At 51.6% G+C, this 20,474-nt stretch carries 26 protein-coding genes, 1 tRNA gene and 2 pseudogenes; 27 read left to right on the forward strand and 2 right to left on the reverse strand.

Going from position 1 to position 20,474, the window contains the following annotated elements:
• The first annotated feature begins 7 nt into the window (after positions 1–7).
• From F7Q90_RS10520 to F7Q90_RS10595, 15 genes are all read left to right on the forward strand, one after another.
• Entirely contained in the window at positions 8–448 is a 441-nt protein-coding gene (locus tag F7Q90_RS10520) for a DUF3277 family protein (protein WP_000257257.1), read from the forward strand.
• Positions 449–451: 3 nt separating this feature from the next.
• On the forward strand, positions 452–877 hold the full coding sequence (locus tag F7Q90_RS10525; RefSeq protein ID WP_006120165.1) for a phage tail assembly chaperone: 426 nt from the start codon (positions 452–454) through the stop codon (positions 875–877).
• A 59-nt stretch (positions 878–936) separates the two neighbouring features.
• Positions 937–1,065, forward strand: coding sequence for a DUF6889 family protein (locus tag F7Q90_RS27170; RefSeq protein ID WP_085980100.1), 129 nt, complete (start codon positions 937–939; stop codon positions 1,063–1,065).
• Positions 1,055–3,136 (forward strand): transglycosylase SLT domain-containing protein, encoded by a 2,082-nt coding sequence (locus F7Q90_RS10535; RefSeq protein ID WP_006120164.1) that lies wholly within the window; start codon positions 1,055–1,057, stop codon positions 3,134–3,136. The genes F7Q90_RS27170 and F7Q90_RS10535 overlap by 11 nt, the downstream gene beginning before the upstream one ends.
• On the forward strand, positions 3,136–3,738 hold the full coding sequence (locus tag F7Q90_RS10540; protein WP_006120162.1) for a phage baseplate protein: 603 nt from the start codon (positions 3,136–3,138) through the stop codon (positions 3,736–3,738). Before F7Q90_RS10535 ends, F7Q90_RS10540 begins: the two co-directional genes overlap by 1 nt.
• Position 3,739: 1 nt before the next feature.
• Positions 3,740–4,045, forward strand: coding sequence for a phage baseplate plug family protein (locus F7Q90_RS10545; protein WP_006120161.1), 306 nt, complete (start codon positions 3,740–3,742; stop codon positions 4,043–4,045).
• A gap of 2 nt (positions 4,046–4,047) precedes the next feature.
• On the forward strand, positions 4,048–5,112 hold the full coding sequence (locus tag F7Q90_RS10550) for a hypothetical protein (protein WP_006120159.1): 1,065 nt from the start codon (positions 4,048–4,050) through the stop codon (positions 5,110–5,112).
• Positions 5,112–5,480: a hypothetical protein gene (locus tag F7Q90_RS10555; protein ID WP_044242258.1), complete on the forward strand. Its 369-nt coding sequence runs from the start codon at positions 5,112–5,114 to the stop codon at positions 5,478–5,480. Before F7Q90_RS10550 ends, F7Q90_RS10555 begins: the two co-directional genes overlap by 1 nt.
• Complete coding sequence (locus tag F7Q90_RS10560; protein ID WP_141119385.1) at positions 5,480–5,917, forward strand: hypothetical protein; 438 nt, start codon at positions 5,480–5,482, stop codon at positions 5,915–5,917. The genes F7Q90_RS10555 and F7Q90_RS10560 overlap by 1 nt, the downstream gene beginning before the upstream one ends.
• Before the next feature lie 33 nt (positions 5,918–5,950).
• The gene (locus tag F7Q90_RS10565) at positions 5,951–6,691 is read left to right on the forward strand and encodes a phage baseplate assembly protein V (protein WP_006120157.1); all 741 of its coding nucleotides are present in this window, start codon (positions 5,951–5,953) and stop codon (positions 6,689–6,691) included.
• Between the two features lie 228 nt (positions 6,692–6,919).
• Positions 6,920–7,273 (forward strand): hypothetical protein, encoded by a 354-nt coding sequence (locus F7Q90_RS10575; protein WP_006120155.1) that lies wholly within the window; start codon positions 6,920–6,922, stop codon positions 7,271–7,273.
• The gene (locus F7Q90_RS10580; RefSeq protein WP_044242255.1) at positions 7,274–8,473 is read left to right on the forward strand and encodes a baseplate J/gp47 family protein; all 1,200 of its coding nucleotides are present in this window, start codon (positions 7,274–7,276) and stop codon (positions 8,471–8,473) included.
• Positions 8,470–9,150 (forward strand): DUF2612 domain-containing protein, encoded by a 681-nt coding sequence (locus F7Q90_RS10585; RefSeq protein WP_006120152.1) that lies wholly within the window; start codon positions 8,470–8,472, stop codon positions 9,148–9,150. The genes F7Q90_RS10580 and F7Q90_RS10585 overlap by 4 nt, the downstream gene beginning before the upstream one ends.
• Positions 9,150–9,935 (forward strand): hypothetical protein, encoded by a 786-nt coding sequence (locus tag F7Q90_RS10590; RefSeq protein WP_006120150.1) that lies wholly within the window; start codon positions 9,150–9,152, stop codon positions 9,933–9,935. Before F7Q90_RS10585 ends, F7Q90_RS10590 begins: the two co-directional genes overlap by 1 nt.
• On the forward strand, positions 9,935–10,525 hold the full coding sequence (locus F7Q90_RS10595) for a tail fiber assembly protein (protein ID WP_044242253.1): 591 nt from the start codon (positions 9,935–9,937) through the stop codon (positions 10,523–10,525). Before F7Q90_RS10590 ends, F7Q90_RS10595 begins: the two co-directional genes overlap by 1 nt.
• A 63-nt stretch (positions 10,526–10,588) precedes the next feature.
• Here F7Q90_RS10595 and F7Q90_RS10600 read toward each other — a convergent pair whose 3' ends face one another.
• Entirely contained in the window at positions 10,589–11,746 is a 1,158-nt protein-coding gene (locus tag F7Q90_RS10600; protein WP_006120148.1) for a tyrosine-type recombinase/integrase, read from the reverse strand.
• Between the two features lie 160 nt (positions 11,747–11,906).
• A tRNA-Arg gene (locus F7Q90_RS10605) sits at positions 11,907–11,981 on the reverse strand.
• Between the two features lie 196 nt (positions 11,982–12,177).
• On the opposite strand from F7Q90_RS10605, the gene F7Q90_RS10610 reads away from it, so the two are divergent.
• From F7Q90_RS10610 to F7Q90_RS10665, 12 genes and pseudogenes are all read left to right on the forward strand, one after another.
• Positions 12,178–13,347: a tyrosine-type recombinase/integrase gene (locus F7Q90_RS10610; protein ID WP_006120146.1), complete on the forward strand. Its 1,170-nt coding sequence runs from the start codon at positions 12,178–12,180 to the stop codon at positions 13,345–13,347.
• A 425-nt stretch (positions 13,348–13,772) separates the two neighbouring features.
• On the forward strand, positions 13,773–14,099 hold the full coding sequence (locus F7Q90_RS10615) for a phage holin, lambda family (protein WP_044242322.1): 327 nt from the start codon (positions 13,773–13,775) through the stop codon (positions 14,097–14,099).
• Positions 14,096–14,716, forward strand: a complete 621-nt coding sequence (locus tag F7Q90_RS10620) for a glycoside hydrolase family 19 protein (protein WP_006120143.1) — start codon at positions 14,096–14,098, stop codon at positions 14,714–14,716. Before F7Q90_RS10615 ends, F7Q90_RS10620 begins: the two co-directional genes overlap by 4 nt.
• On the forward strand, positions 14,713–15,180 hold the full coding sequence (locus F7Q90_RS27175) for a lysis system i-spanin subunit Rz (protein WP_006120142.1): 468 nt from the start codon (positions 14,713–14,715) through the stop codon (positions 15,178–15,180). The genes F7Q90_RS10620 and F7Q90_RS27175 overlap by 4 nt, the downstream gene beginning before the upstream one ends.
• Before the next feature lie 109 nt (positions 15,181–15,289).
• Positions 15,290–15,655: a tlde1 domain-containing protein gene (locus F7Q90_RS10630; RefSeq protein WP_044242248.1), complete on the forward strand. Its 366-nt coding sequence runs from the start codon at positions 15,290–15,292 to the stop codon at positions 15,653–15,655.
• Positions 15,652–15,990 carry a Hint domain-containing protein gene (locus tag F7Q90_RS10635; protein WP_044242246.1) on the forward strand — a complete coding sequence of 113 codons (339 nt, stop codon included), beginning with the start codon at positions 15,652–15,654 and terminating at the stop codon, positions 15,988–15,990. The genes F7Q90_RS10630 and F7Q90_RS10635 overlap by 4 nt, the downstream gene beginning before the upstream one ends.
• A gap of 168 nt (positions 15,991–16,158) precedes the next feature.
• The gene (locus F7Q90_RS10640) at positions 16,159–16,335 is read left to right on the forward strand and encodes a DUF826 domain-containing protein (protein WP_141119388.1); all 177 of its coding nucleotides are present in this window, start codon (positions 16,159–16,161) and stop codon (positions 16,333–16,335) included.
• Between the two features lie 333 nt (positions 16,336–16,668).
• Entirely contained in the window at positions 16,669–17,205 is a 537-nt protein-coding gene (locus F7Q90_RS10645; RefSeq protein ID WP_006120139.1) for a motility associated factor glycosyltransferase family protein, read from the forward strand.
• Entirely contained in the window at positions 17,202–18,065 is an 864-nt protein-coding gene (locus tag F7Q90_RS10650; RefSeq protein WP_237166066.1) for a hypothetical protein, read from the forward strand. Before F7Q90_RS10645 ends, F7Q90_RS10650 begins: the two co-directional genes overlap by 4 nt.
• Positions 18,049–18,666 (forward strand): hypothetical protein, encoded by a 618-nt coding sequence (locus F7Q90_RS10655; protein WP_006120137.1) that lies wholly within the window; start codon positions 18,049–18,051, stop codon positions 18,664–18,666. Before F7Q90_RS10650 ends, F7Q90_RS10655 begins: the two co-directional genes overlap by 17 nt.
• 716 nt (positions 18,667–19,382) lie before the next feature.
• Positions 19,383–20,200, forward strand: a pseudogene (locus tag F7Q90_RS10660) (terminase small subunit); the annotation flags it as partial.
• 100 nt (positions 20,201–20,300) lie between these two features.
• Positions 20,301–20,474: pseudogene (locus F7Q90_RS10665) on the forward strand (IS630 family transposase); the annotation flags it as partial.

Consider the following 20,474-nt stretch of genomic DNA (forward strand, 5'->3'; position numbering starts at 1 on the left):
GCGATAAATGGCAACTTATTCTTTTCTCGATGTAACCGCGTCGCTCACCGGGCCGACCGGCGTTATCGATCTTGGTCAGGGTTCTGCGAACTCTGAGGAAGGTATCACCCAGACCATGGGCGGCAACAAGAACACCATGACCATCGGTGCCGATGGCGAAGTGATGCACAGCCTGCACGCCGATAAGTCAGGCACCATTACGGTAACGCTGCTGAAAACCTCCCCCGTGAACAAGAAGCTGTCTCTGGCGTATAACGCGCAAAGCCAGTCCTCTGCCACCTGGGGCAATAACGTGATCGTCATTCGCAACACGGCATCGGGTGATATTTCTACTGCGCGTTCGTGTGCATTCCAGAAACAGCCTGATTTCAATAATGCCAAAGAGGGCGGAACCGTCGCCTGGGTATTCGACTGCGGCAAGATTGACCAGCTGCTCGGGGAGTTTTAACGCATGGAATTCGAAATTAAAGGCGTGAAATATTGCACCGCAAAGCTCAGCGTTTTCGAACAGCTGAAGGTGTCCCGCAAGCTGTTGCCGGTGCTGGCCGGGATGGTTTCTGACTTCCGGAGCGTTCAGGAGAAGATCAGCAGCAAAGACACCGAAGGCGCGATGGCTACCATCCTGCCAAAAATTGCCAATGCTGTGTCCGATCTGAGCGATGGCGACGTGGACGCTATCCTGTTTCCCTGCCTTTCCGTTGTTTCACGCGAGCACATGAAAGGCTGGGTGCCGGTCTGCCAGCATGGCGAAATGGCGTTTGACGATATCGACCTGCTTACCATGCTGCAACTGGTGGCGCGGGTGGTCGCCGACTCGCTGGGAAATTTTTTGCAAGGACTCCCTACCAGCGAGACGCCCACCCCGCCAGCGGAATAACCTTCAACAGCCTGCCGGGCGGTGAAGATTTTATTCTTCGTCCGGCGCTTGCCTTCCATATTGACCAGAAAGACCTTAACAGCGGTGCGGTAGACCTTTGCCGCATCGCGCTTCTCAATGACTACCTCGACATGCGCGAGGATAACGACGCCCGGGTAGATAAATGGAGAGCGGCCAATGAGCGGTAACGCAGATACGATTAAAGACTTCCTTGTTTCGCTGGGGTTCGATATCGATCAGGCTGGCGCTAATAAGTTTGAAGCAGTGCTGAAAGGCGTTACCGCGAATGTTCTGAAGGTCGGTGCGGTGGTGGAAGGCGCAGCGCTGAGCATTGTTGGGTTTACCACCCAGATCGCGAACGGGCTGGATAAAATTTACTGGGCATCCCAACGGACGGGGGCCAGTGTCCAGGGCATCAAAGCACTGGGCTATGCCGCATCGCAAACCGGTGCCAGCGCCGAGTCGGCTATGTCCTCCCTCGAAGGGCTGGCTGGTTTCATGCGTAGCAATCCGGGCGCGGAAGGTTTCCTGAACCGCCTGGGCGTCCAGACCCGCGATGCTAGCGGAAAGATGCGTGATACTACGGCCATCTTTACTGGCGTGGGGCAAAAGCTCAACAACATGCCGTATTACCGCGCGAAGCAATACGCGCAGATGCTCGGCATCGATGAAAACACGCTGATGGCGATGCGTCGCGGCATGAATAGCTTTACCGCCGATTACCAGTCGATGCTGCAAAAGACGGGGTTCAACGCTGATAAAGCGGCTGTTCAGTCCAACAAATTCATGACGTCCATGCGCGGGCTCACGTCGCTGTTCGGCATCATGCGGGACAAGATCGGCTCAAACCTCGCTGGTGGCCTGGCTGGTTCGCTGGACAGCCTGAGGCGGCGCATCCTCGACAACTTCCCTAAGATTGAAGAGACGCTCACCAAAGTCATTAAAGGTGTGATCTGGCTTGCGAACGCATTCACGCGAATGGCCTGGCGGGTGATACAGGCGGCTGGTTCGGTCATTGACTGGTGGAAAAAGCTGGACGATGGCAGCAAAAAATTCCTGATGACTATTGGCGCAATCCTCATTGCCTGGCGTCTGCTCAATGCTGCATTTCTGAAATCCCCTATCGGCCTGATCACCACGTTGATTCTGGCGATCGGATTGCTCTATGACGATTACCAGACGTGGAAAGAGGGCGGGAAAAGCCTCATTGACTGGTCCAAGTGGCAGCCAGAGATTGAGCAGGCTAAGAAGGTGTTCAAGTGGTTACGCGATAAGTTTCTGGAGCTCAAGGACAACCTGGGCGGCTGGAAAAATACGCTCACCATCCTGTTTGGCTTTCTGGCCGGTGCGAAGCTGGTCTCCATGCTCACGGGTATCGGGCGACTTGTCGCCGGATTTATGGGGCTCGGTAAGGCAATCGGCGGCTCTATTGGTGGTTTGGGTAAGCTGGCGCAGGGGATCGCGCAGCTGGCAATCAAGAATCCCTGGTTGCTTATGTTCATTCCTGCCAACAATACGCCGACCACCAGCGAAGAAATGGCGTCGATTGGCGGTATAGGCAGCAATATAGTACCTGAAAGGCAGCAGGCATATGAGGCGCTGAGAAAGGAAAACCCAGGCAAAGACTTTTTCACTGATGAGCAAATCCAGCGCAAAATTCAGGAGATGGGACTGGAGCCAGAGCAGCGAGCGCAGTCTGTTAAGCGACCTCAGGCGACAGCCCAGGGCAAAGTATTGCTCGACTGGATGGGGCCAATGTTCAATAAGCTGGAGTCTCTTTATCAGCTGCCTGCCGGCTTGTTGAAAAGCGTTGCGATCACTGAGTCAGGCGGTAACCAGTTTGCTATGTCCGGCGCTGGTGCAAAGGGGCTATTCCAGTTTATGGATGGCACGGCGCGCGACATGGGCCTGCGTGGTAACGATGTATTCGACCCGGAAAAGTCAGCACAGGCAGCCGCTAAGTATCTCAGCCAGCTGTTACGGCAGAATGGTGGCGACCTTAGCAAGGCGCTGGCTTCATATAACTGGGGGATTGGTAACGTTCAGCGCTATGGCATGGGGTTGATGCCGCAGGAAACGCGCAACTACATTCCGAAAGTGATGAGCAATATGCCCACCAGCGCCCCGGTTATTCAGCAGGAAACGAACATTAACATCCACGGCGTTTCCGATCCGCGCGAGGCTGCCCGTTTGACTGTCGATCGTCAGAAGGGTGTTAACTCACAGCTAACCCAGCAACTCCCCGCAGGACCGAGATAATGGATATTTTATCAGCGATTTTTCGCCAGCAATCCCGGCGAATTGGCCTGCTGATCCCCAGCGTGGTCGTCTCCGAAAAGCATTCTGATGCGCTCGAAATTACTGAGCACCCGGTGGAGAAGCCAACAACGAATAGCGCTTCGGGCTTCATCGCCGATCATGCGTATAAGCGCCCCAGCGAAGTCACAATGGAATGCGGCTTCGCTGGTGGCGGTTCGTTGCTGGACTTCATTGATACATCTTCAATCGGCCTCAGTGCCGGACTAAGCCCGAAAGAGACCTATCAGCAAATGCTGGATCTCCAGTCCTCTCGGGTGCCGTTCGATGTGGTGACAGGAAAGAGGGTGTACAGCAATATGCTGGTACGCGCCATCGAGGTGACAACGGATAAAACCAGCGAGAACGTGCTTAACTGCACGCTTACCCTGCGTGAAGTGATCATGTCGCAAACGCAGAGCGTTAGCGTTGCTGATAAATCAGATATGCAAGATGGCGTCAGCACATCGGCGGTGCAGAATTCCGGGACGAAATCCACGACACCGCCAAATGAATCGCTGCTGAGCCAGTTGGGCGGAACCGTTACATCAGCATTCGGGGGATGACATGCAGTTTAACGAAATACCGCTTTCTCCCGACAATCAGCAGTTCCGCGTTTTGCTGGGCGATACGACATACACGCTCAGGATCATCTGGCGTGACGCGGCTGGCTGGATTATGGACGTGATGGATAGCGGCGGTGCTGCGCTTCTGTCTGGCGTACCTCTGCTGACCGGTGTGAACCTATTACGACAATATCCACAGCTTGGCATTGATGGCGCGCTGGTGGTGGCGACAGATAAGGGCGCACCAGACGAGCCCACCAAAACCAACCTCGGCACATACAGCCACCTCATTTTCGTACAGGAGTAGAAATGTCTCTTAACTGGATGCGCCATTTTGAGTTGCAGCTGTTGGACCAGAACGGGCAGGGTGTTTCTCTGTCAGATTTTAAGGTCACGTTCCAGATTGAGTGGGCAGATACACGCTGGCCGCGCGTGGCAAACGTGAAAATTTACAACCTTTCGACCGATACCACGAACAAGATACTGGGGCAGGAGTTTGCCAAAATTCGCATCATTGCCGGATATGACGGTATAGCGCCGGAAGTTGATGCGAGCCAGGTTGGTGTCGCCCGGGAGATTTCACCAGACCAGATAGGGCAGGTGAATGGTCAGAACTACGGCCTGATTTTTGACGGTGATATTCGCTTCACCGTCACCGGGAAGGACAACATTACCGATTCCTGGGTGTTGATTCAGGCTATTGGTGATCACGAAGCGTTCCTTTATGCGACCACCATCACCACGCTTGCCGCTGGCTATACCGTTGCGGATCTGCACCGGGCGACGATGCAGGATTTCAACGCGTTCGGCGTGACGCAGGGCATTACTGGCGACTTTCCTGATACCGTGTTTCCTCGTGGCCGCGCGATTTACTCATCCACCCGGAACGTGATGGATAATATTGCTGCGCAGTGCAAAGCGACATGGCAGCTGGTGGATGGTCAGGTTCAGATGGTGCCGGAGGATAAATATATTCACGAAGCCATCGTGTTGAATGCCGATACTGGCCTGATCGGTATGCCGCAACAGACGATGGGCGGCGGCGTAAACGTGCGGTGCCTGATAAATCCCAACATCCGCATCAATGGCCTTATCCAGCTCGATCAGGCTTCGGTGTATCGCGCCGCGCTCGGTAATAGCGAAATCGCACAGTCGCCGGGGCGCATCACCGAGACGGAAGAGAACGGCAACCGCGTGCTGACAGGTACGACGTCACAGGCTGCCAGCATTGCGACGGATGGCGTTTATATCGTCAAAGCTATCGACTATACTGGCGACACCAGAGGTCAGGCGTGGTACATGGATTTGATGTGTTTTGCGCGTGGGGCTTCTACCCTGATTAATGATTCGACTTTGATGAAAACGGGTGCCTAATGAAAAGGATAATCTCAGGAATATTTTCTGGCTTAATTTGCTTAACAGCTGCTTCTGGTGCAAATGCAGCAGGAAAAGTCTATATGAAGTGCGGTGATTTCACTTTCTCAACGAGTGGTACTAATGACGGCTTTCCTCGCATAAATGGAGCAAAGCCCGAGTATCAGAAATTGACATTTCTGAAACAAAAAGAAGACTACGACAATATAAAAATGGATTGGCGTATGGCTACAAACCAACCGGGGCGATGGGTTGGTCTTGAGTACATCAAGCGAAACGGAAAAGCTATCCTCAATGCTCAGTGGCTGCAAGCCAGCATGGATGCACCAAGACAATATGCAACTTATGATTGTGTAAAGGTTAAATAATGGAACCTGCATATATTATTATTTTATTCGTGATTGTTTTTGCATTTGTTAAATATTTAAAATTTAAAAAACGCAGAAATGAAGACGCAATTATTAAATCATACAATCGAAATAAACGGGTTGCTTACCAAAAATCAAAGCCAGCAAATGGGAAGCGGCGAAGCAAAGAAGAAATTGAGAAGGATAACTCGCGCTATGCTGAACACCTCGCCGAAAATAGCCGTCGTCACTCCGAGGCAGAGAGGATAAAGCAATCTCGCTTGGGTATTAAACGTTATATTTGGCGCTCCTGCGAGGATGGTGACGAGTGTGCTGAATGCGCTAAAAATAATGGGAAAACATTTTCGTGGAGTAAGCCGCCTAAAGGTGGTCATCCCGGAGAGGGAAAGTGTTGTCCTGATGGTCGCTGTAGATGTTATCCAGAAGCAAAATTATAACCCGCCGTCGAGCGGGTTTTTTATGGGGTTTTTATGCCAATTCCAACTCAATCACAGATCGGCGGCGAGCAGCAGACCGCGCAGGCCATTGCTGATTCGGTGTCTACCCAGATGCGCGTAGCGATGCCCGGCATCATTCAGTCGTTCGACCCTGACTCTGTTACCTGCACGGTAGAGGTGGCGCTTCGCGGTGTCGTTGGCGATGGCTCCACCGAATTAAAACCGCTGGTGGATGTGCCGGTCATCTTCCCGCGCGGCGGCGGTTGCACGCTGACCTTTCCGGTTAAGGAAGGCGACGAATGCCTGCTGATCTTTGCCGACCGTTGCATCGATTTTTGGTGGCAGAGTGGCGGAGTTCAGGAGACCGTCGACCCGCGCCAGCATGATTTATCTGATGCGTTCGCCATCGTTGGCCCGCAGTCGCAAGCGCAGAAAATCAGCGGTATCAGTACCAGCGCCGCGCAGCTGCGCACCGATGATGGTGCGGCGTTCGTAGAGGTCGCAGCAGGACATAACATCACCGTTAAAACGCCGGGCCAGCTTACTGCTACGGCTGAAGGTGGAACGACAATTACATCCCCAACCATAACGCTGAACGGCAACGTAACTATTAACGGCAATCTGTCTCAGGGAATGGGCGAAAGCGGAGGTACGGCGACGATGCTCGGACCGGTGACGGTAACGAATGACGTAAAAGCAGGCGGCAAGAGCCTGACGACGCACACTCACGGCGGCGTGCAGACTGGCAGTGGTAATACTGCCGCGCCTAATTAAAAACTACCAAACAGACAAAAGCCCCGGGTGCGCTAACACTTCGGGGCTTTTTACTTTCTGCACCTTGAGGATGGCAAGGGAGAATATGTGATTGATTTTAGCAAACTGATACGGGAGTTGCGAGTCATGGGCGAAAAACTACCCAACTGGAAATTCTTCCTCATCTGGGCCGTGTTCTTTTTATTCGGCCTATCAAGCGTTATTAGCGCTATACGCTGGTGGTGATTTATGCGATACCGTCGCGAAGATGCTGACGGCGATTACACTTTCGGACAGGGTGACGATACTTTCCTTATCGACAGTCCGGAGTGCGTCGCCCAGGCCGTGAAAACCCGTTTCGAACTGTGGCGCGGTCAGTGGTTTCTCGACCTGACTGAAGGCACCCCGTATGTTCAGTCGGTGCTTGGTAAACAGCGATCAGACGTCTACATCCTGGCTATACGCGAACGCATACAGGACACGCCGGGCGTTCTGTCTATTCTTTCCTTCGATACCAATTATGACGGCACCAGCCGCCGCGTCAACTTCACTTCCTCCATTGACACAATCTACGGCCAGACGACTTTAACAAGCGAGGCATAAATGGCTTTGAACCTCGACACGCTGGGGCTATCGGCAACGGTAACCGCCCAGGGGATTAGTGCGCCTGATTACCAGACAATCCTTGATACACTGACCAGCTATTTCAGGCAGATTTACGGTAGTGATGCCTACCTCGAACCAGACAGCAAAGACGGGCAAATGGTCGCGCTGGTGGCTCTTGCCGTGCATGACGCTAACAACACCGCTATCGAGATCTATAACTCGTTTTCACCGACGACAGCGCAGGCCGCAGCGCTTAGCAGCAATGTGAAAATTAACGGGATCACGCGAAAAGTAGCGACAAACTCTACTGCTGACCTTCTGTTAACCGGTACGGCGGGCACGACTATCACGAACGGCTCCGCCCGGGATAAAAACGGCATTATCTGGAATTTTCCTGCGAGTGTAGCGATCGGCGTTGATGGTACTGTGCTGGTGACGGGCACATGCGCGAATAGCGGTTCGGTTGCGGCGATGGCCGGGACTATCACCACTATTAACACACCGACTCGCGGCTGGGTGTCGGTAACCAACCCGGCTGCGGCTACTGTCGGTTCACCAGCCGAAACCGACGCAGAGCTGCGCATACGGCAGGACCAGAGCGTCGCGCTACCATCGATCACACCGTTTGAAGGCGTTGACGGTGCAATCGCTAATGTTGCGGGCGTGACACGTCACAAGCTGTACGAGAACGACACAGGAGCAACCGACAGCAACGGGCTGCCACCGCACTCGATTTCCGCTATCGTCGATGGTGGAGATGTTACCGAAATAGCCCAGACCATCAGGGGGAATAAAGGACAGGGAACCGCAACTTACGGTAAAACTTCTGTTACGGTGCCGGATACTTACGGTAACCCTCACGTGATCAGTTTTTCACGCTCTACCGATGTGCCAATTTACGTAGCCATTAGCCTGAAAGTTTTTACCGGGTATACCTCTCAAATCGGCGAGCAGATCAAACAGGCTGTTGCCGATTATATAAATGGCCTGACAATTGGCGACGACGTTCTGCTGAGCCGCATTTATTCCCCGGCAAACCTTGGCGTCGTGAGCGGCGGGAATGCCCGCTATTACGATATTACCGAACTGCTGATCGGTAAGTCGTCTGGCAGCGTATCGGCATCAAATATTGATATTGCCTATGATGCTTCTGCGTCCTGTAGCACCGCGAATATCAGTATCACGGTGACCTCATGAGCAAATACACCGAACTGATCACTAACTACCACGCTACCAAGCCACTCTTTTTTGACCATATAGATCTGAGCACCCGCCCGCTGATTGATGTGTCCAGCACTATGTCAGGGCTTGTAACAGCCTTCGATATCGATACGGCGGTCGGTGTGCAGCTCGACACGCTCGGACTCTGGATTGGGCGAAGTCGCATAGTCAGCCAACCGATCACCGGCGTTTATTTCAGTTGGGATACTGAAGGGCTTGGATATGACCAGGGCGTATGGCAGGGACCGTATGACCCGGATTCGGGCTATACGTCGCTAAGCGATGATACCTACCGCATCATTCTGAAAGCGAAGATCGCTATCAACAACTGGGACGGGCGGAACGACTCGCTGCCTCCCATTCTGGACGCTGCAACTGCTGGCTCTGGCCTGAAGATGCAGATCGTCGACAACCAGGACATGACGATTTCGGTCTGGGTATTCCCCGAGACTGATATTGCTGATGTGTCGCTCGAACTGATCGCCGCTATCAAACAGGGCTATCTGACCGTTAAAGCAGCTGGCGTATGGGCTGGTGATGTTGAAACGCCTTCGGTAGAAACACCTTCCGAGGGTTCTAAATTCTTTGGTTTTGATATGGATAACGAATACATCGCCGGGTTCGATGTAGGAGCATGGGGGACTTTACTCTAATGGCAACAAATAACTTTAAAGCGTTTGCGCTTGATCCTAACGCTAACGTCATGTCACAGGCTGACTGGGAGGCGCTTCCGGCTTTGCTGTCCGGGTTTACTGCGGGTAAAGCATCCAGCGCTCAGGTAAACAAAGCCATTCGCCAGGCGACGACCATTGGCGCGCTGATTGGGCAGTTTATTGCAAACTCCGGGGCGGACGCCCTGGATAATGCAGACGTTAACGGGCTGGTGACCAAGTTCACGAACGCACTAACCACAAACCTCCGTTTAGGGGCTGGCGCTCCAGCAATCGGGATTCCATTCTTCTGGCCGTCCTCAGCGATGCCTAATACGGTTATGACTGAATGGGCCGACATGGTGTTTTTGAAGTTCAATGGTGCGACATTCTCGGCGACGACATACCCCAAACTGGCGCTTGTGATTCCCAGCCTGACCCTGACCGAGGCTCGCGGTGAATTCCCTCGAATCTGGGATGATGGGCGTGGTGTTGACAGTGGGCGTGCACTTTTGAGTGCGCAGGGAGATGCGATTCGGAATATTACCGGCACTTCTGCTCTATCGCAGCAGCCTGATTCTGGGTTTGGCTGGTTGCCAAATGTGAACTATAGCGGCGCAATGGCACCACAGGTGATCAACGGCGGCGGTCGCGGTGCAACAACCGCTCAGAGTACAGCGATTACAGGGAACCTTGGTATCAAATTTGATGCTTCATTGCAGGTTCCTACGGCATCAGAAAACCGTCCACGTAACATCGCATTTAACTTCCTGGTAAGGGCAAAATAATGAAACCTGTTTTTGATGATAAGGGGCTGGCAACACAGCCGGGGGAGATCCGTTGTTTTTATTACGACCCGGTAACTTCGGAATATATGGGGTGGTCAGACGAATATATAAATGTCGGGGTGAGTATGCCCGGTCACTCCACAGATATTGACCCTGGTGAAGAAGTGACAGGAAAGATTGCGGTTTTTAGTAATGGTGAATGGGTGCAGAATGAAGACCATCGGGGGGATACGGTTTATTCAACCGCTGATGGCTCAGTTTCTACTGTTGATTATATAGGCCCCATTAAGGCCGGTTACACCAGCATTGCACCTTCAGGCCCATACCAAAAGTGGGACGGGAAAAAGTGGGTGACTGATACCGATGCCCAGCATGCTGCCGATGTAGAAGCGGCGAACCAGCAAAAGCAGGCATTACTTGATAATGCCGCAGAGGTGACAAGCGACTGGAAAACAGAATTGGCGCTGGGGATTATCGGTGACGAAGATAAAGTGAGTCTGATTGAGTGGATGAATTACACCAAAGCTGTGAAAGCAGTGGATACCTCTACCGCACCGGATATCACTTGGCCTACGCCACCAGCGGCTTAATCTCATTATGGCGATGTCCAAGATTTGTGTCTTATATGGTAAATCGCCATCCCTTTTCTTACATCATGTGACGTTGCCGTCTACCCAGTCAGCCCACCACTGCATCATCTCACGCCTTTTATCCAGATATTGGGCGTGGTTATAGATCCCGCGAACTGAGTGCTTGTCTGTGTGGGCAAGCTGGCGCTCTATCGCCTCAGAAGGCCATTCATGCTCGTGTAAAATGGTGCTGAATTGATGGCGGAAGCCGTGGCCGCTCGCCAGTCCCTCATATCCGATTTGGCGAATGACCAGCAGAACGGCGTTTTCACTAATCGACTTCCTTTTATCGTTTCTTCCTGCAAATACGAACTGCGATACTGGTTCAGTGACCGGCTTTAATGTCTTAAGAAGTTCAGTTACTTGGCGCGACATAGGGACGATATGCGGTTTACGGCTTTTCATGACTGATTCGTCAATTGTAATTAGCCCAGTAGCGAAATCGACGTCAGACCATCGCATAGATCTTAGCTCTTTTGTTCTCAGGGCTGTGTATTGCAAAACCATCGTTGCAACCTTCGAAACTATGCTGCCTGAATATCCCGCTAAGGCCTGGTTGAATGCCGGGACCTGATCAGCCGGAAGGAACGGGAAATTCTTCTTCCTGTATCCCTTCATGGCATCAGCGAGATCGGGAGCGGGGTTATACTTTGCTCTTCCTGTTACGATGGCGTAACGAAAAACCTCACCACAACGACGCCGGGCCTTGTTTGCTCTCTCCATGGCCCCACGCTCTTCAATCCTCCTCACAACAGACAAAAGAGCCATCGGCTCGATTTCGTCCATCTCCATCGCCCCTATGAGCGGGAGAATATCAGTTTCAAACATCCGCTGTAATTCAGTCGCGTACCCTTCAGACCATACCTGACGCTTATGGGCGTACCATTCCTTATAGATCACCGAGAATGAGTTATCCTTCTCGCTCCTTTTTTTGGTCCTTACCGGATCTATACCATCTGCCACATCTTTTCTTGCCTGCCAGGCTTTGTCGCGAGCCTCCTGCAAAGACACATGAGGATATTTACCCACGGTTAAAATTTTCTCTTTACCGTCCAGTTTAAAGCGTAGCTGCCACACTTTTTTCCCGGAAGCAGGTATGTAAAGGTACAGCCCGTTGCTATCAAGCAGGCGGTAGGGCTTGTCTTTTGGCTTTGCTGCTTCAATCGGTTTGACCGTGAGCATGGGTAAAATTCCGGTGGGTAAAATGCTTTACCCGTTTTTTACCCGCTAAACAGTGCGGCTGTCAACGATCTAAAGCGAACGTTAGCGAACAGTAATTACCTGTGATTGCTGATTTGGCGGGGATTTAACGAACTTCTGCGGATGCTGGCGAACAGTGTAATGGCGTCCCCTGCAGGAATCGAACCTGCAACTAGCCCTTAGGAGGGGCTCGTTATATCCATTTAACTAAGAGGACGTCGTTCGGTGCTGTTTTGAACAGTTCGCGAGTGTTTCTATCCTACCGCAAACCCTCTGTTTTTCTCAAGTCTTACGTTCCTTTTTGTTTCGACTTGCCCGCCTGTGTTTCACTTTAATATCACTTCGTTCACTTGCCATTGCGTACACATTGAGTACAGAATGACAGCTATCGGATGTGTACAGGAAATATAACGATGGCCCTCAGCGATACCAAACTGCGCAGCATAAACGGCAAGCCCTACAGCGGCCCGGCAGAGGTGACCGACGCTGACGGCCTGAGTGCGCGCATTACGCCTAATGGTACCATCGCTTTTCAGTATCGCTACCGCTGGCAAAATAAGCCTGTACGCATCACGCTTGGCCGCTATCCTGCTATGTCTCTCAAAGAGGCTCGCGTAGCGGTCGGCGAAATGCGGGCATTGTACATGAAGGGGGTTAACCCCAAAACTTATTTGGTCGGCAGCAGCGGGGAACTGACGCTACAAGACTGCCTCGATGAGTGGTGGAACAAGTACGTTACCGGGCTAAAGGAAAACACACGCATCCTGTACAAGTCAGTTGTGTACAACACCATGTACACACAATTTAAGGATGTGCCGGTAGCAAACATCCCTGTGTCGCTTTGGGTGCAATTTTTCGATAAGCAGGAACAGACCAATAAGAAGAAAGCCAGGGTACTGCTTCTGCAACTCCGATCAGTCATGAACTGGTGCATCAGCCGCCAGCTTATTCCCTCCTGTGAAGTGCTTAAACTGAGCGTTAAAAATATCGGAAAAAAACCTGATACCGGCGAGCGCGTTCTCACCTATAACGAACTGGCGAAAATCTGGCTGGCGCTGGAAAATAATAAAGTCTTTTCTTCTAATAAAATTCTTCACCAGATGTTGTTGCTTTGGGGCGCCCGCCTTTCAGAACTGCGGCTGTCTACCCCCGCTGAATTCAACATGGATGATCTTATCTGGACGACGCCAGCAGAGCATTCGAAGATGGGTAACATCATCAGGCGTCCCATTTTCGAACAGATACAACCTTATGTTGAAAGGCTGCTTGCAATGAAAAATCCGGTTATGTTTCCCGGTCAGGAACTGGACACAGCAATAGATCGCTCATCGTGCAATCTGTACATGCGAAAACTGAGAAGCAAAATCGATATTCCCGAATGGCGTACGCATGATTTCAGGCGCACCCTGGTAACGAATCTGTCAGAGGAAGGGATATTGCCCCATGTCACCGAAAAGATGTTGGGGCACGAACTTGGCGGGGTAATGGCGGTGTACAACAAACATGACTGGCTGGAAGATCAGCGTAAAGGTTATGAGCTCTACGCTGATAAAATTTTCTGGCACGTTAAGCAGATCGGTTAATACCGCCTTCATCTGTATCATTTATAGGAGATTAGCAATGCCGCTTTTAGCTCTCACAAGGGATGAGTGGCTTTGTTGAATAAATGGATTTTATGCTGTGGTACTATGAAAACGGTTGTTTCAGATAACATAAAATCAATGCGTTACATGCTTGCGTATGACGGTGTTCTGTCTGGCATCAGCGTTTTCTACCAAAACAGTGCAGACAAAACAGAATGATTACCTATTATTCAACAAAGCCGCCCCACTATTTAAGAAACCTCACTTCGGTGGGGTTTTATTTTTTTAAGGCCTCTGCACTCGCAGGGGCTTTCTCATATTAAGGCCGCTAACAGGTCAATTTAGTGAAACGCCTTTCCCCTTTGCCGCTCCTGGATATTCGGGGATTTTTTATTCTCACACGGCGCCCCGTTCCAGAGGTGACTATGGAAAAACACGGAATAATTGAGCAAACAATGAAATGGTTGGCTGTATACCTGCCGTCGGTTTATGCCGGGCTGACGGCTTTAGGGATTTCGGCATTAATGGATATCAGGGCTGGAAAGCCCAAAATCTATACAGCTACCGGGGCGTTAGTATGCGGAATTGCAGCGTTAGCAGTATCAGCGATTCTGGAATATTTGGGCCTTCCTGCAAATTCCGGCGCATTCGTTGGCGGCATGATTGGTTTTATTGGCGCTGACCGAATGCGTGATAGTGCCGTGGCGTTATTTACCAAGCGTACCGGCATCAGCACAGAGAAAAGCGAATGAATAAATCACAGTTTCAGAAGGCGGCTAATATCAGCGCCGAATTAGCTGCGCGTTGGTTTCAGCCAATTGATGCGGCAATGACTGAGTTTGGCATTACCTCCGCTGACGATCAGGCAAAGTTTATCGCTCAGGTAGGGCATGAGTCCGGTGGTTTCACCCGCATTGTCGAGAATCTGAATTATTCGGCTGATGGTTTGCTGGCTACGTTTGGGAAATATTTCGACGCAGAAAGCGCTCAGAAATACGGACGCACCACTGAACACGCAGCTAACCAGCAGGCAATAGCAAATATTGTCTATGCAAACCGAATGGGTAACGGTTATCCGGGATCAAATGACGGCTGGAATTATCGTGGCCGTGGCCTGATACAGATCACCGGCCACGACAATTACCGGGATTGTGGTGCTGGTCTGGGTGCCGATTTGCTGTTAATTCCGCAATTGCTGGAACAGGATGAGTATGCCGCCCGTTCGGCTGCATGGTTTTACGCCTCAAAGGGTTGCCTGAAGCATGGTGGTGATATTGAGGCGATCACGAAGATTATTAATGGCGGTGCCAATGGCCTTGAGGATCGGAAAGCCAGATATCAGGTTGCGCTGGTGGCGCTCAAGGTATGAATAAATACCTTATTGCTGCACTGGCAGTCGCTGTTCTCTCTCTGGGCTGGGCCGCTGACCACTATCACGATAAAGCCGTCGCCTGGCGAAAGGATTATCGTGCTGCATATCAGATTACGAGGCAACAGTTCGACACCATTACCGACATTCAGGAGCGCCAGCAGAAACTGGCCGCACTCGATAAAACCCACACGGAGGCGCTCAGTGCTGCCGAATCTCAGAATGATGCTCTTAGCCGTCAGCTTGCCGATGGTACTCGCCGCATGTACGTCCACGCAAAATGCCCCGTGTCCGGTACCGGCTCAGCGTCAGCAACCCGCAGCCTGGGCTATGCAGCCGCCGTCGAATTCTCTTCAGATTCTCGACAAAACATTCTTGATATCCGAGCAGGCATCATCAGCGACCAACAAAAAATAAGCTATCTTCAGGACTATATAAGACAGATTGTCACCAATCGAGATTGAGAGCATGTAGTTAATACTGTCCAGAAAACACATTGTGCGGAAAAATTTCTTTTTAGGTTTTTAACTAACTAGAATCTGAGTTGCATGTGATCCTATAGGAATAAGGAATATGACCTGGATTTATCATCAAAGCTCAGGAAAACTTTTTCGTAATAACAAATTGATTGGTAATGGCTATGCGGGAGTAGGAGCAGGAAAGAACGCCCCAACTATGCAGGGAACAGCCGATATTGGTCCTCTGCCGAGAGGAAAATACACAATAGGAGCGCCATTCAAACATCCTCACACAGGAGCCTATTCAATGCGTCTGACGCCTGCCGCATCAAACATAATGTATGGCCGTTCCGGCTTCTTAATTCATGGTGACAGCACTGCGCATCCCGGTGAAGCTTCTAATGGCTGCATTATTATGCCTTTAAATGTTCGTCATTCTGTCTGGAGCAGCGGCGACAGAAATCTGGAGGTGATTGAATGAAGAAGATTTTACTGGCTTTAGTAACTTTGTTTCCGCTTAGTGTTCTGGCTGCAGCTCCAGGATGTTCATCCTGGCCAAAAAACATGGCCGAAGTATGGCTCAAGAATCAAAAAGAGGTTGATATAAGTCAGTTGGATGAGTCGAAAACAAAAGTACATTTACTTGCTGCGGAAAAGAAGAAGCAGGGCGTATGGACGGAGGTTTATCACTTTGTTTTCTATGACAAGGCTGGGAAATCTTATGAGATTATCACTAAAAATGATGCTTCAACTGATGAGTGTTCTCTAACAGGCGTAAGCGTTTATCAGGTCAGTAAAAGTGAGATCAGTAATTGACAGCTAATCCAACGTCTTCGTATTAAAGCGGCCATGTGCCGCTTTTTTTATTGGCTCTGCTACATCTGCGTTTTATACATTCCTCGACAATATCAATCGTGACCACAGGCTATAACCATGTGGATAAAAGACTGGCTGTTCAGCCGCAAAACTCAAAAGGAGCCTGAAATGGCAGAAGTAAAAGATATCGTCACTGACACACTGGTAAAAAATGCGCTGAAATCCGATGCAGTCACTACTGCATTGAAAACTCAGATTAAAGCTGACCTTGATACCCAGATTGACTCGGCGGTGGATACCGCACTGGCGGATATTCTCGGCCACGATGAGGAAACCAGTCAGTAAGTGTTAAAGCAGGCACTGACGGCGCGCCTGCGATAGCGACAGCCTCGCGCCTGAATTCAGTCGTTAACCGTCCGCATCATCAGAATCAATAACATGAATGATGACAGGAACGTTATCCGACGTTGTGGAAATGTATTTCTGCCGGACGGGGCAATGCTCTGTTCCTGAAAGTAAAAGAAAGTTTCTGCTTTTTGCTAATGCGCGCAGTAATCTGCGGCGGTGTTTTTTTGTGTGGGAAACCAAACTGAATGCCTCCCGGGTCAGAATTGAAGATGATAACAGATCTCATTTATGCGCATTTTGTTTAAACCCAGGCACAACGGACCGTCTTTAATGAATTCTGTAATCTGCATTGCCAGCGGTCCATCGCTGACGCGCTCTGACTGTGATCTTGCCGTAAACTCAGTTCACCCCGTTATCGCCGTTAACTCCAGCTGGCAGTTGATCCCCGCATGCCATTATCTCTTTGCTGCCGACTGTAGTTGGTGGGACAGGCACCACGCCGCACTCGCTACAGATGCGCAACGCTGGACGGTCAGCGGGCGGGCGCATCTGCGCTACGACATTAATCTGTTCCGGCCGTCCGACAGCGACTCTTTCAACTCCGGCCAGCGTGCCATTCAACTTGCTGTCCATCTGGGCGCTGAGCGAATCATCCTGCTGGGCTACGACTGCTCGCTGGAATACGGCACGCACTGGCATGGGGATCACCCTGACGGGCTTAAAAATCCTGACGCCGAAAGCACCCGGCGCTGGCAGGGTGAGTTTCAGCGTCTGGCGGACAGCCTTCAGTCGGTCAGCATCATCAACTGCTCGCGCCACACGGTGCTGACCTGTTTTCCGCGAGCCCGACCTGAGGACGTGCTGTGACAACGTATTATTTTGAAGGAATGCTGGGCTTGGGTGATTCCATCTACCAGCGCCCGTTCCTGCGCCACTTCCCCGGCGCATATGTGCGGACCTGCTGGCCGGAACTGTATCGCGGCCTCAATGTGAAATGCGTCCGCAGCGGTACGCACCTGCGCACCCAGGAGAAAAACGAACTCCGGTCGCGCTATGTCTTCCATCCGGTACCACGCGGTGGCGTCAGAAAGCGCATCGGATACGGCCCGACTGATTTGTCTGCTGGCGGCATTATCCCGGCGTTCCGGCGTCAGTTTGGCGTGAACGGCCCGCTGCAGTTTGACCTGCCGCAGTTTAACGATCTGCACCCGTCCATACCGACAGACAGATCCGTTGCGGTCATCCGGCCTTCAACCGTGCGCACAGAGTGGGCCAGCGCTTCACGTAATCCCAATCCTGAGTATCTGGTACGCGCCGCACAGCGGCTGCGCCAGCACTTTTTCGTGGTAAGCGTGGCCGATACCGTTCCCGGCATGGAATGGATAATAGGCGACGAACCCGCGGCTGATTTAAAACTTCACCACGGCGAGCTGACGCTGACGCAGCTGTGCAGCCTTTACGTGCGTGCCGCCTGCGTGGTCACTCCGGTAGGGTTTTCGGTTCCTATGGCTATCGCGTATCAGACACCGCTGTTTGTGGTAGCGGGCGGTCGTGGCGGGCATAACGCGCCGGAAATTGTAACGGATCCGGCAATGGATTTATCCCACACCCGCTGGGCGATGCCCGATAACTACTGCCGCTGCATGCGGGCAGATCACGACTGTGACCGGCGCATAAGCAATTTTGACGACAAACTTCACGAGTGGCTGCATGGAATCGTTCTTTGACGAACTGAAACACGGGCTGGTCTGGCTGCCCGCGCTGGGCATGGGGTATTTTCCGGTACCGCAAAACCGCCCGTATGACGAACACTATTTTTCCCGCTATCAGCAGATGGCCGACACGCCGATGGGGCATGCGTTGACGCAGGCCCGCATTCAGCTGGTGGCGCGCCATTATGATGGACCGCTGGTGGATGTCGGCATCGGTGCCGGCCAGTTCGTTGAGGCCCGGCCCAATACCCGCGGCTATGACGTGAATCCCGCCGGGGTTGATTGGCTGAAACAGCGAGGTCTGTGGGCTGATTTGTACGCCGAACGCTACCCGGCACTTTCCCTGTGGGACGCGGTGGAGCACATTGACCGCCCGGACGTTGCCGTAGCAAAAGCTGAAAAGTGGGTATTCGTGTCGGTGCCGATTTTTGCCGATGGAGATGCTATCCTGAAATCACGCCATTTCCGTAAGACGGAGCATATCTGGTACTGGACTCATGACGGCCTGCTGCGCTGGTTTGGCGGCCGGGTCTTTGACTGTACTGAGCACAACACCGCAGAAACTGAACTTGGCAGAGAGGGTATAGGCAGTTATGCCTTCCGGCGTCGCGCATGAACTTATTGTGTAGTTCCGCATGTTAACTATACTGTTGAGCAATTATCATCTTTCCAGGGAAATGTCATGATATCGAAGAAGGGGCCTAAGGAAAAATTATGGCTGATACGTTATGCGGCTTACACACACCTCATTGAGATCATTGCACGAAGACCCACTCCTTGGACCAGTATTTTAGCCTGTATTTGTACTCACTATGTTACAGAGATTGATCAGATTGCCGCCGATAACGGCTGGACCCTTTCAAAGTTTTATAACGGCACGTCTTATTACACCTACACTGCTGTTCACCGCTCTGGCCGTACAGTGACCGTCCGCCCCGCGGAGTATCAGCATATCTGCAGCAGTTTCCTTGGTTATTCCTGACAGGAACGATGAGCAGATCCTGCGATTTTTAATATTTCCCCGGCGGTGTAATTTCCGGCGCGGGGCGTTGCTCTGTACTGGTTATTAATTAAACGCACAGTGCGTCACAGATTAATTGACCGGGGGCAGGTTGTCAGGAACCTCCCAGCAGCAGTCCAGCTCATCGCCATGAGAAGTACATTCAGGCGGGGAGTTTTCATACTCAGTATGATCGTTCCGTTGATGAGAAAGCGCACTGCAACCTGCGATAAGCAGGCAGCAGCTGATTATCAGAACTTTAAACATGGCAGGTGCCCTTAAAAAAAAGTGCAGGCATTCTGAATTACCCTTCTTCAACGGAGAGTTAATCAATGGCAAAACCGGACTGGGGCGAACTTCAGCAACGGTTCCTGTCCGCACATGCAAAAACCGGTATCTCCCCGAAAGACTGGTGTGAGGCGCAGGGGCTTAATTATGTATCAGCGCGTCGCTACGTAAAAAAGCCATCTGCGCAAAGTACGCAAAAAAATGCGCAGAAAAGACTGCGCACTGCGCATACAGATAAATGCGCAGAAAAGCTTATCCATGGTAATGGACTTACTGACCAGCAACGCCTTTTCGTTGCGGAATATCTCAAAGATAGCAATGCCACGCAGGCTGCTTTACGCGCTGGCTACAGTAAAAAAAGCGCAGAACAAATTGGCTATCAGTTGCTTCAGAAAACTTCAGTTGCGCAGTCAATTGCGCAGCAGCAAAAAGCCTCAATTATGCGCACGCTTGGGTCGGCTGATGAGGTGCTGGAAAAGGCCTGGCAGCTTGCCACCTTCGATGCCAACGAAATCTCGCAATATCGTCGTGGCGCATGTCGGTACTGTTGGGGCTTTGGCCATCAGTACCAGTGCGTGATGCCGTTGAGTTTGAAGAGAAGTGCTATGAGGCACTTGAGCGGAAACGAAAAGAGCCTCGGGATGCAGGTGGGTACGGCTACGACCACACGCACGATCCTAATCCTGAATGTCCACGGTGCAACGGTGAAGGTATAGGCCGCGCAGTCATGCAGGACTCAACAAAGCTGTCTTCAGTTGGGCTACTTGCTTATGCCGGTACGAAAATTACCAAGGGCGGTGTGGAAATATCCACAATCAACAGAGAGCGGATGTTTGAGGCAGTTATGAAGCGTCTCGGGCTAAATAACTGCTCGGAATAGTAGATCACTTAGAGGGAACTCAGTCCGGTTTATGCGATCTGATCAATCGCTGAATATCCCAAATCACCAGCCGGACTGAGCAATGTCGATCATAGCACCAATACCCAGAACCGAACGACGCCTGATGCAGAAAACTATCCATAAAACAAAGGACAAAAACCACGCCCGGCGGCTCACCGCCATGCTGATGCTGCATCGTGGTGACACCGTCAGTCATGTTGCCAGAACACTCTGCTGTGCCCGCTCATCGATTGGT

The organism is Pantoea stewartii subsp. stewartii, assembly GCF_008801695.1.
Lineage (GTDB): Bacteria > Pseudomonadota > Gammaproteobacteria > Enterobacterales > Enterobacteriaceae > Pantoea > Pantoea stewartii.

Bases quoted from the DNA above. Each gene is read 5' to 3' on its own strand.
- F7Q90_RS10520 (WP_000257257.1), top strand. From the start codon at position 8: ATGGCAACTTATTCTTTTCTCGATGTAACCGCGTCGCTCACCGGGCCG.
- F7Q90_RS10525 (WP_006120165.1), top strand. From the start codon at position 452: ATGGAATTCGAAATTAAAGGCGTGAAATATTGCACCGCAAAGCTCAGC.
- F7Q90_RS10535 (WP_006120164.1), top strand. From the start codon at position 1,055: ATGAGCGGTAACGCAGATACGATTAAAGACTTCCTTGTTTCGCTGGGG.
- F7Q90_RS10540 (WP_006120162.1), top strand. From the start codon at position 3,136: ATGGATATTTTATCAGCGATTTTTCGCCAGCAATCCCGGCGAATTGGC.
- F7Q90_RS10545 (WP_006120161.1), top strand. From the start codon at position 3,740: ATGCAGTTTAACGAAATACCGCTTTCTCCCGACAATCAGCAGTTCCGC.
- F7Q90_RS10550 (WP_006120159.1), top strand. From the start codon at position 4,048: ATGTCTCTTAACTGGATGCGCCATTTTGAGTTGCAGCTGTTGGACCAG.
- F7Q90_RS10555 (WP_044242258.1), top strand. From the start codon at position 5,112: ATGAAAAGGATAATCTCAGGAATATTTTCTGGCTTAATTTGCTTAACA.
- F7Q90_RS10560 (WP_141119385.1), top strand. From the start codon at position 5,480: ATGGAACCTGCATATATTATTATTTTATTCGTGATTGTTTTTGCATTT.
- F7Q90_RS10565 (WP_006120157.1), top strand. From the start codon at position 5,951: ATGCCAATTCCAACTCAATCACAGATCGGCGGCGAGCAGCAGACCGCG.
- F7Q90_RS10575 (WP_006120155.1), top strand. From the start codon at position 6,920: ATGCGATACCGTCGCGAAGATGCTGACGGCGATTACACTTTCGGACAG.
- F7Q90_RS10580 (WP_044242255.1), top strand. From the start codon at position 7,274: ATGGCTTTGAACCTCGACACGCTGGGGCTATCGGCAACGGTAACCGCC.
- F7Q90_RS10585 (WP_006120152.1), top strand. From the start codon at position 8,470: ATGAGCAAATACACCGAACTGATCACTAACTACCACGCTACCAAGCCA.
- F7Q90_RS10590 (WP_006120150.1), top strand. From the start codon at position 9,150: ATGGCAACAAATAACTTTAAAGCGTTTGCGCTTGATCCTAACGCTAAC.
- F7Q90_RS10595 (WP_044242253.1), top strand. From the start codon at position 9,935: ATGAAACCTGTTTTTGATGATAAGGGGCTGGCAACACAGCCGGGGGAG.
- F7Q90_RS10600 (WP_006120148.1), bottom strand. From the start codon at position 11,746: ATGCTCACGGTCAAACCGATTGAAGCAGCAAAGCCAAAAGACAAGCCC.
- F7Q90_RS10610 (WP_006120146.1), top strand. From the start codon at position 12,178: ATGGCCCTCAGCGATACCAAACTGCGCAGCATAAACGGCAAGCCCTAC.
- F7Q90_RS10615 (WP_044242322.1), top strand. From the start codon at position 13,773: ATGGAAAAACACGGAATAATTGAGCAAACAATGAAATGGTTGGCTGTA.
- F7Q90_RS10620 (WP_006120143.1), top strand. From the start codon at position 14,096: ATGAATAAATCACAGTTTCAGAAGGCGGCTAATATCAGCGCCGAATTA.
- F7Q90_RS27175 (WP_006120142.1), top strand. From the start codon at position 14,713: ATGAATAAATACCTTATTGCTGCACTGGCAGTCGCTGTTCTCTCTCTG.
- F7Q90_RS10630 (WP_044242248.1), top strand. From the start codon at position 15,290: ATGACCTGGATTTATCATCAAAGCTCAGGAAAACTTTTTCGTAATAAC.
- F7Q90_RS10635 (WP_044242246.1), top strand. From the start codon at position 15,652: ATGAAGAAGATTTTACTGGCTTTAGTAACTTTGTTTCCGCTTAGTGTT.
- F7Q90_RS10640 (WP_141119388.1), top strand. From the start codon at position 16,159: ATGGCAGAAGTAAAAGATATCGTCACTGACACACTGGTAAAAAATGCG.
- F7Q90_RS10645 (WP_006120139.1), top strand. From the start codon at position 16,669: ATGAATTCTGTAATCTGCATTGCCAGCGGTCCATCGCTGACGCGCTCT.
- F7Q90_RS10655 (WP_006120137.1), top strand. From the start codon at position 18,049: ATGGAATCGTTCTTTGACGAACTGAAACACGGGCTGGTCTGGCTGCCC.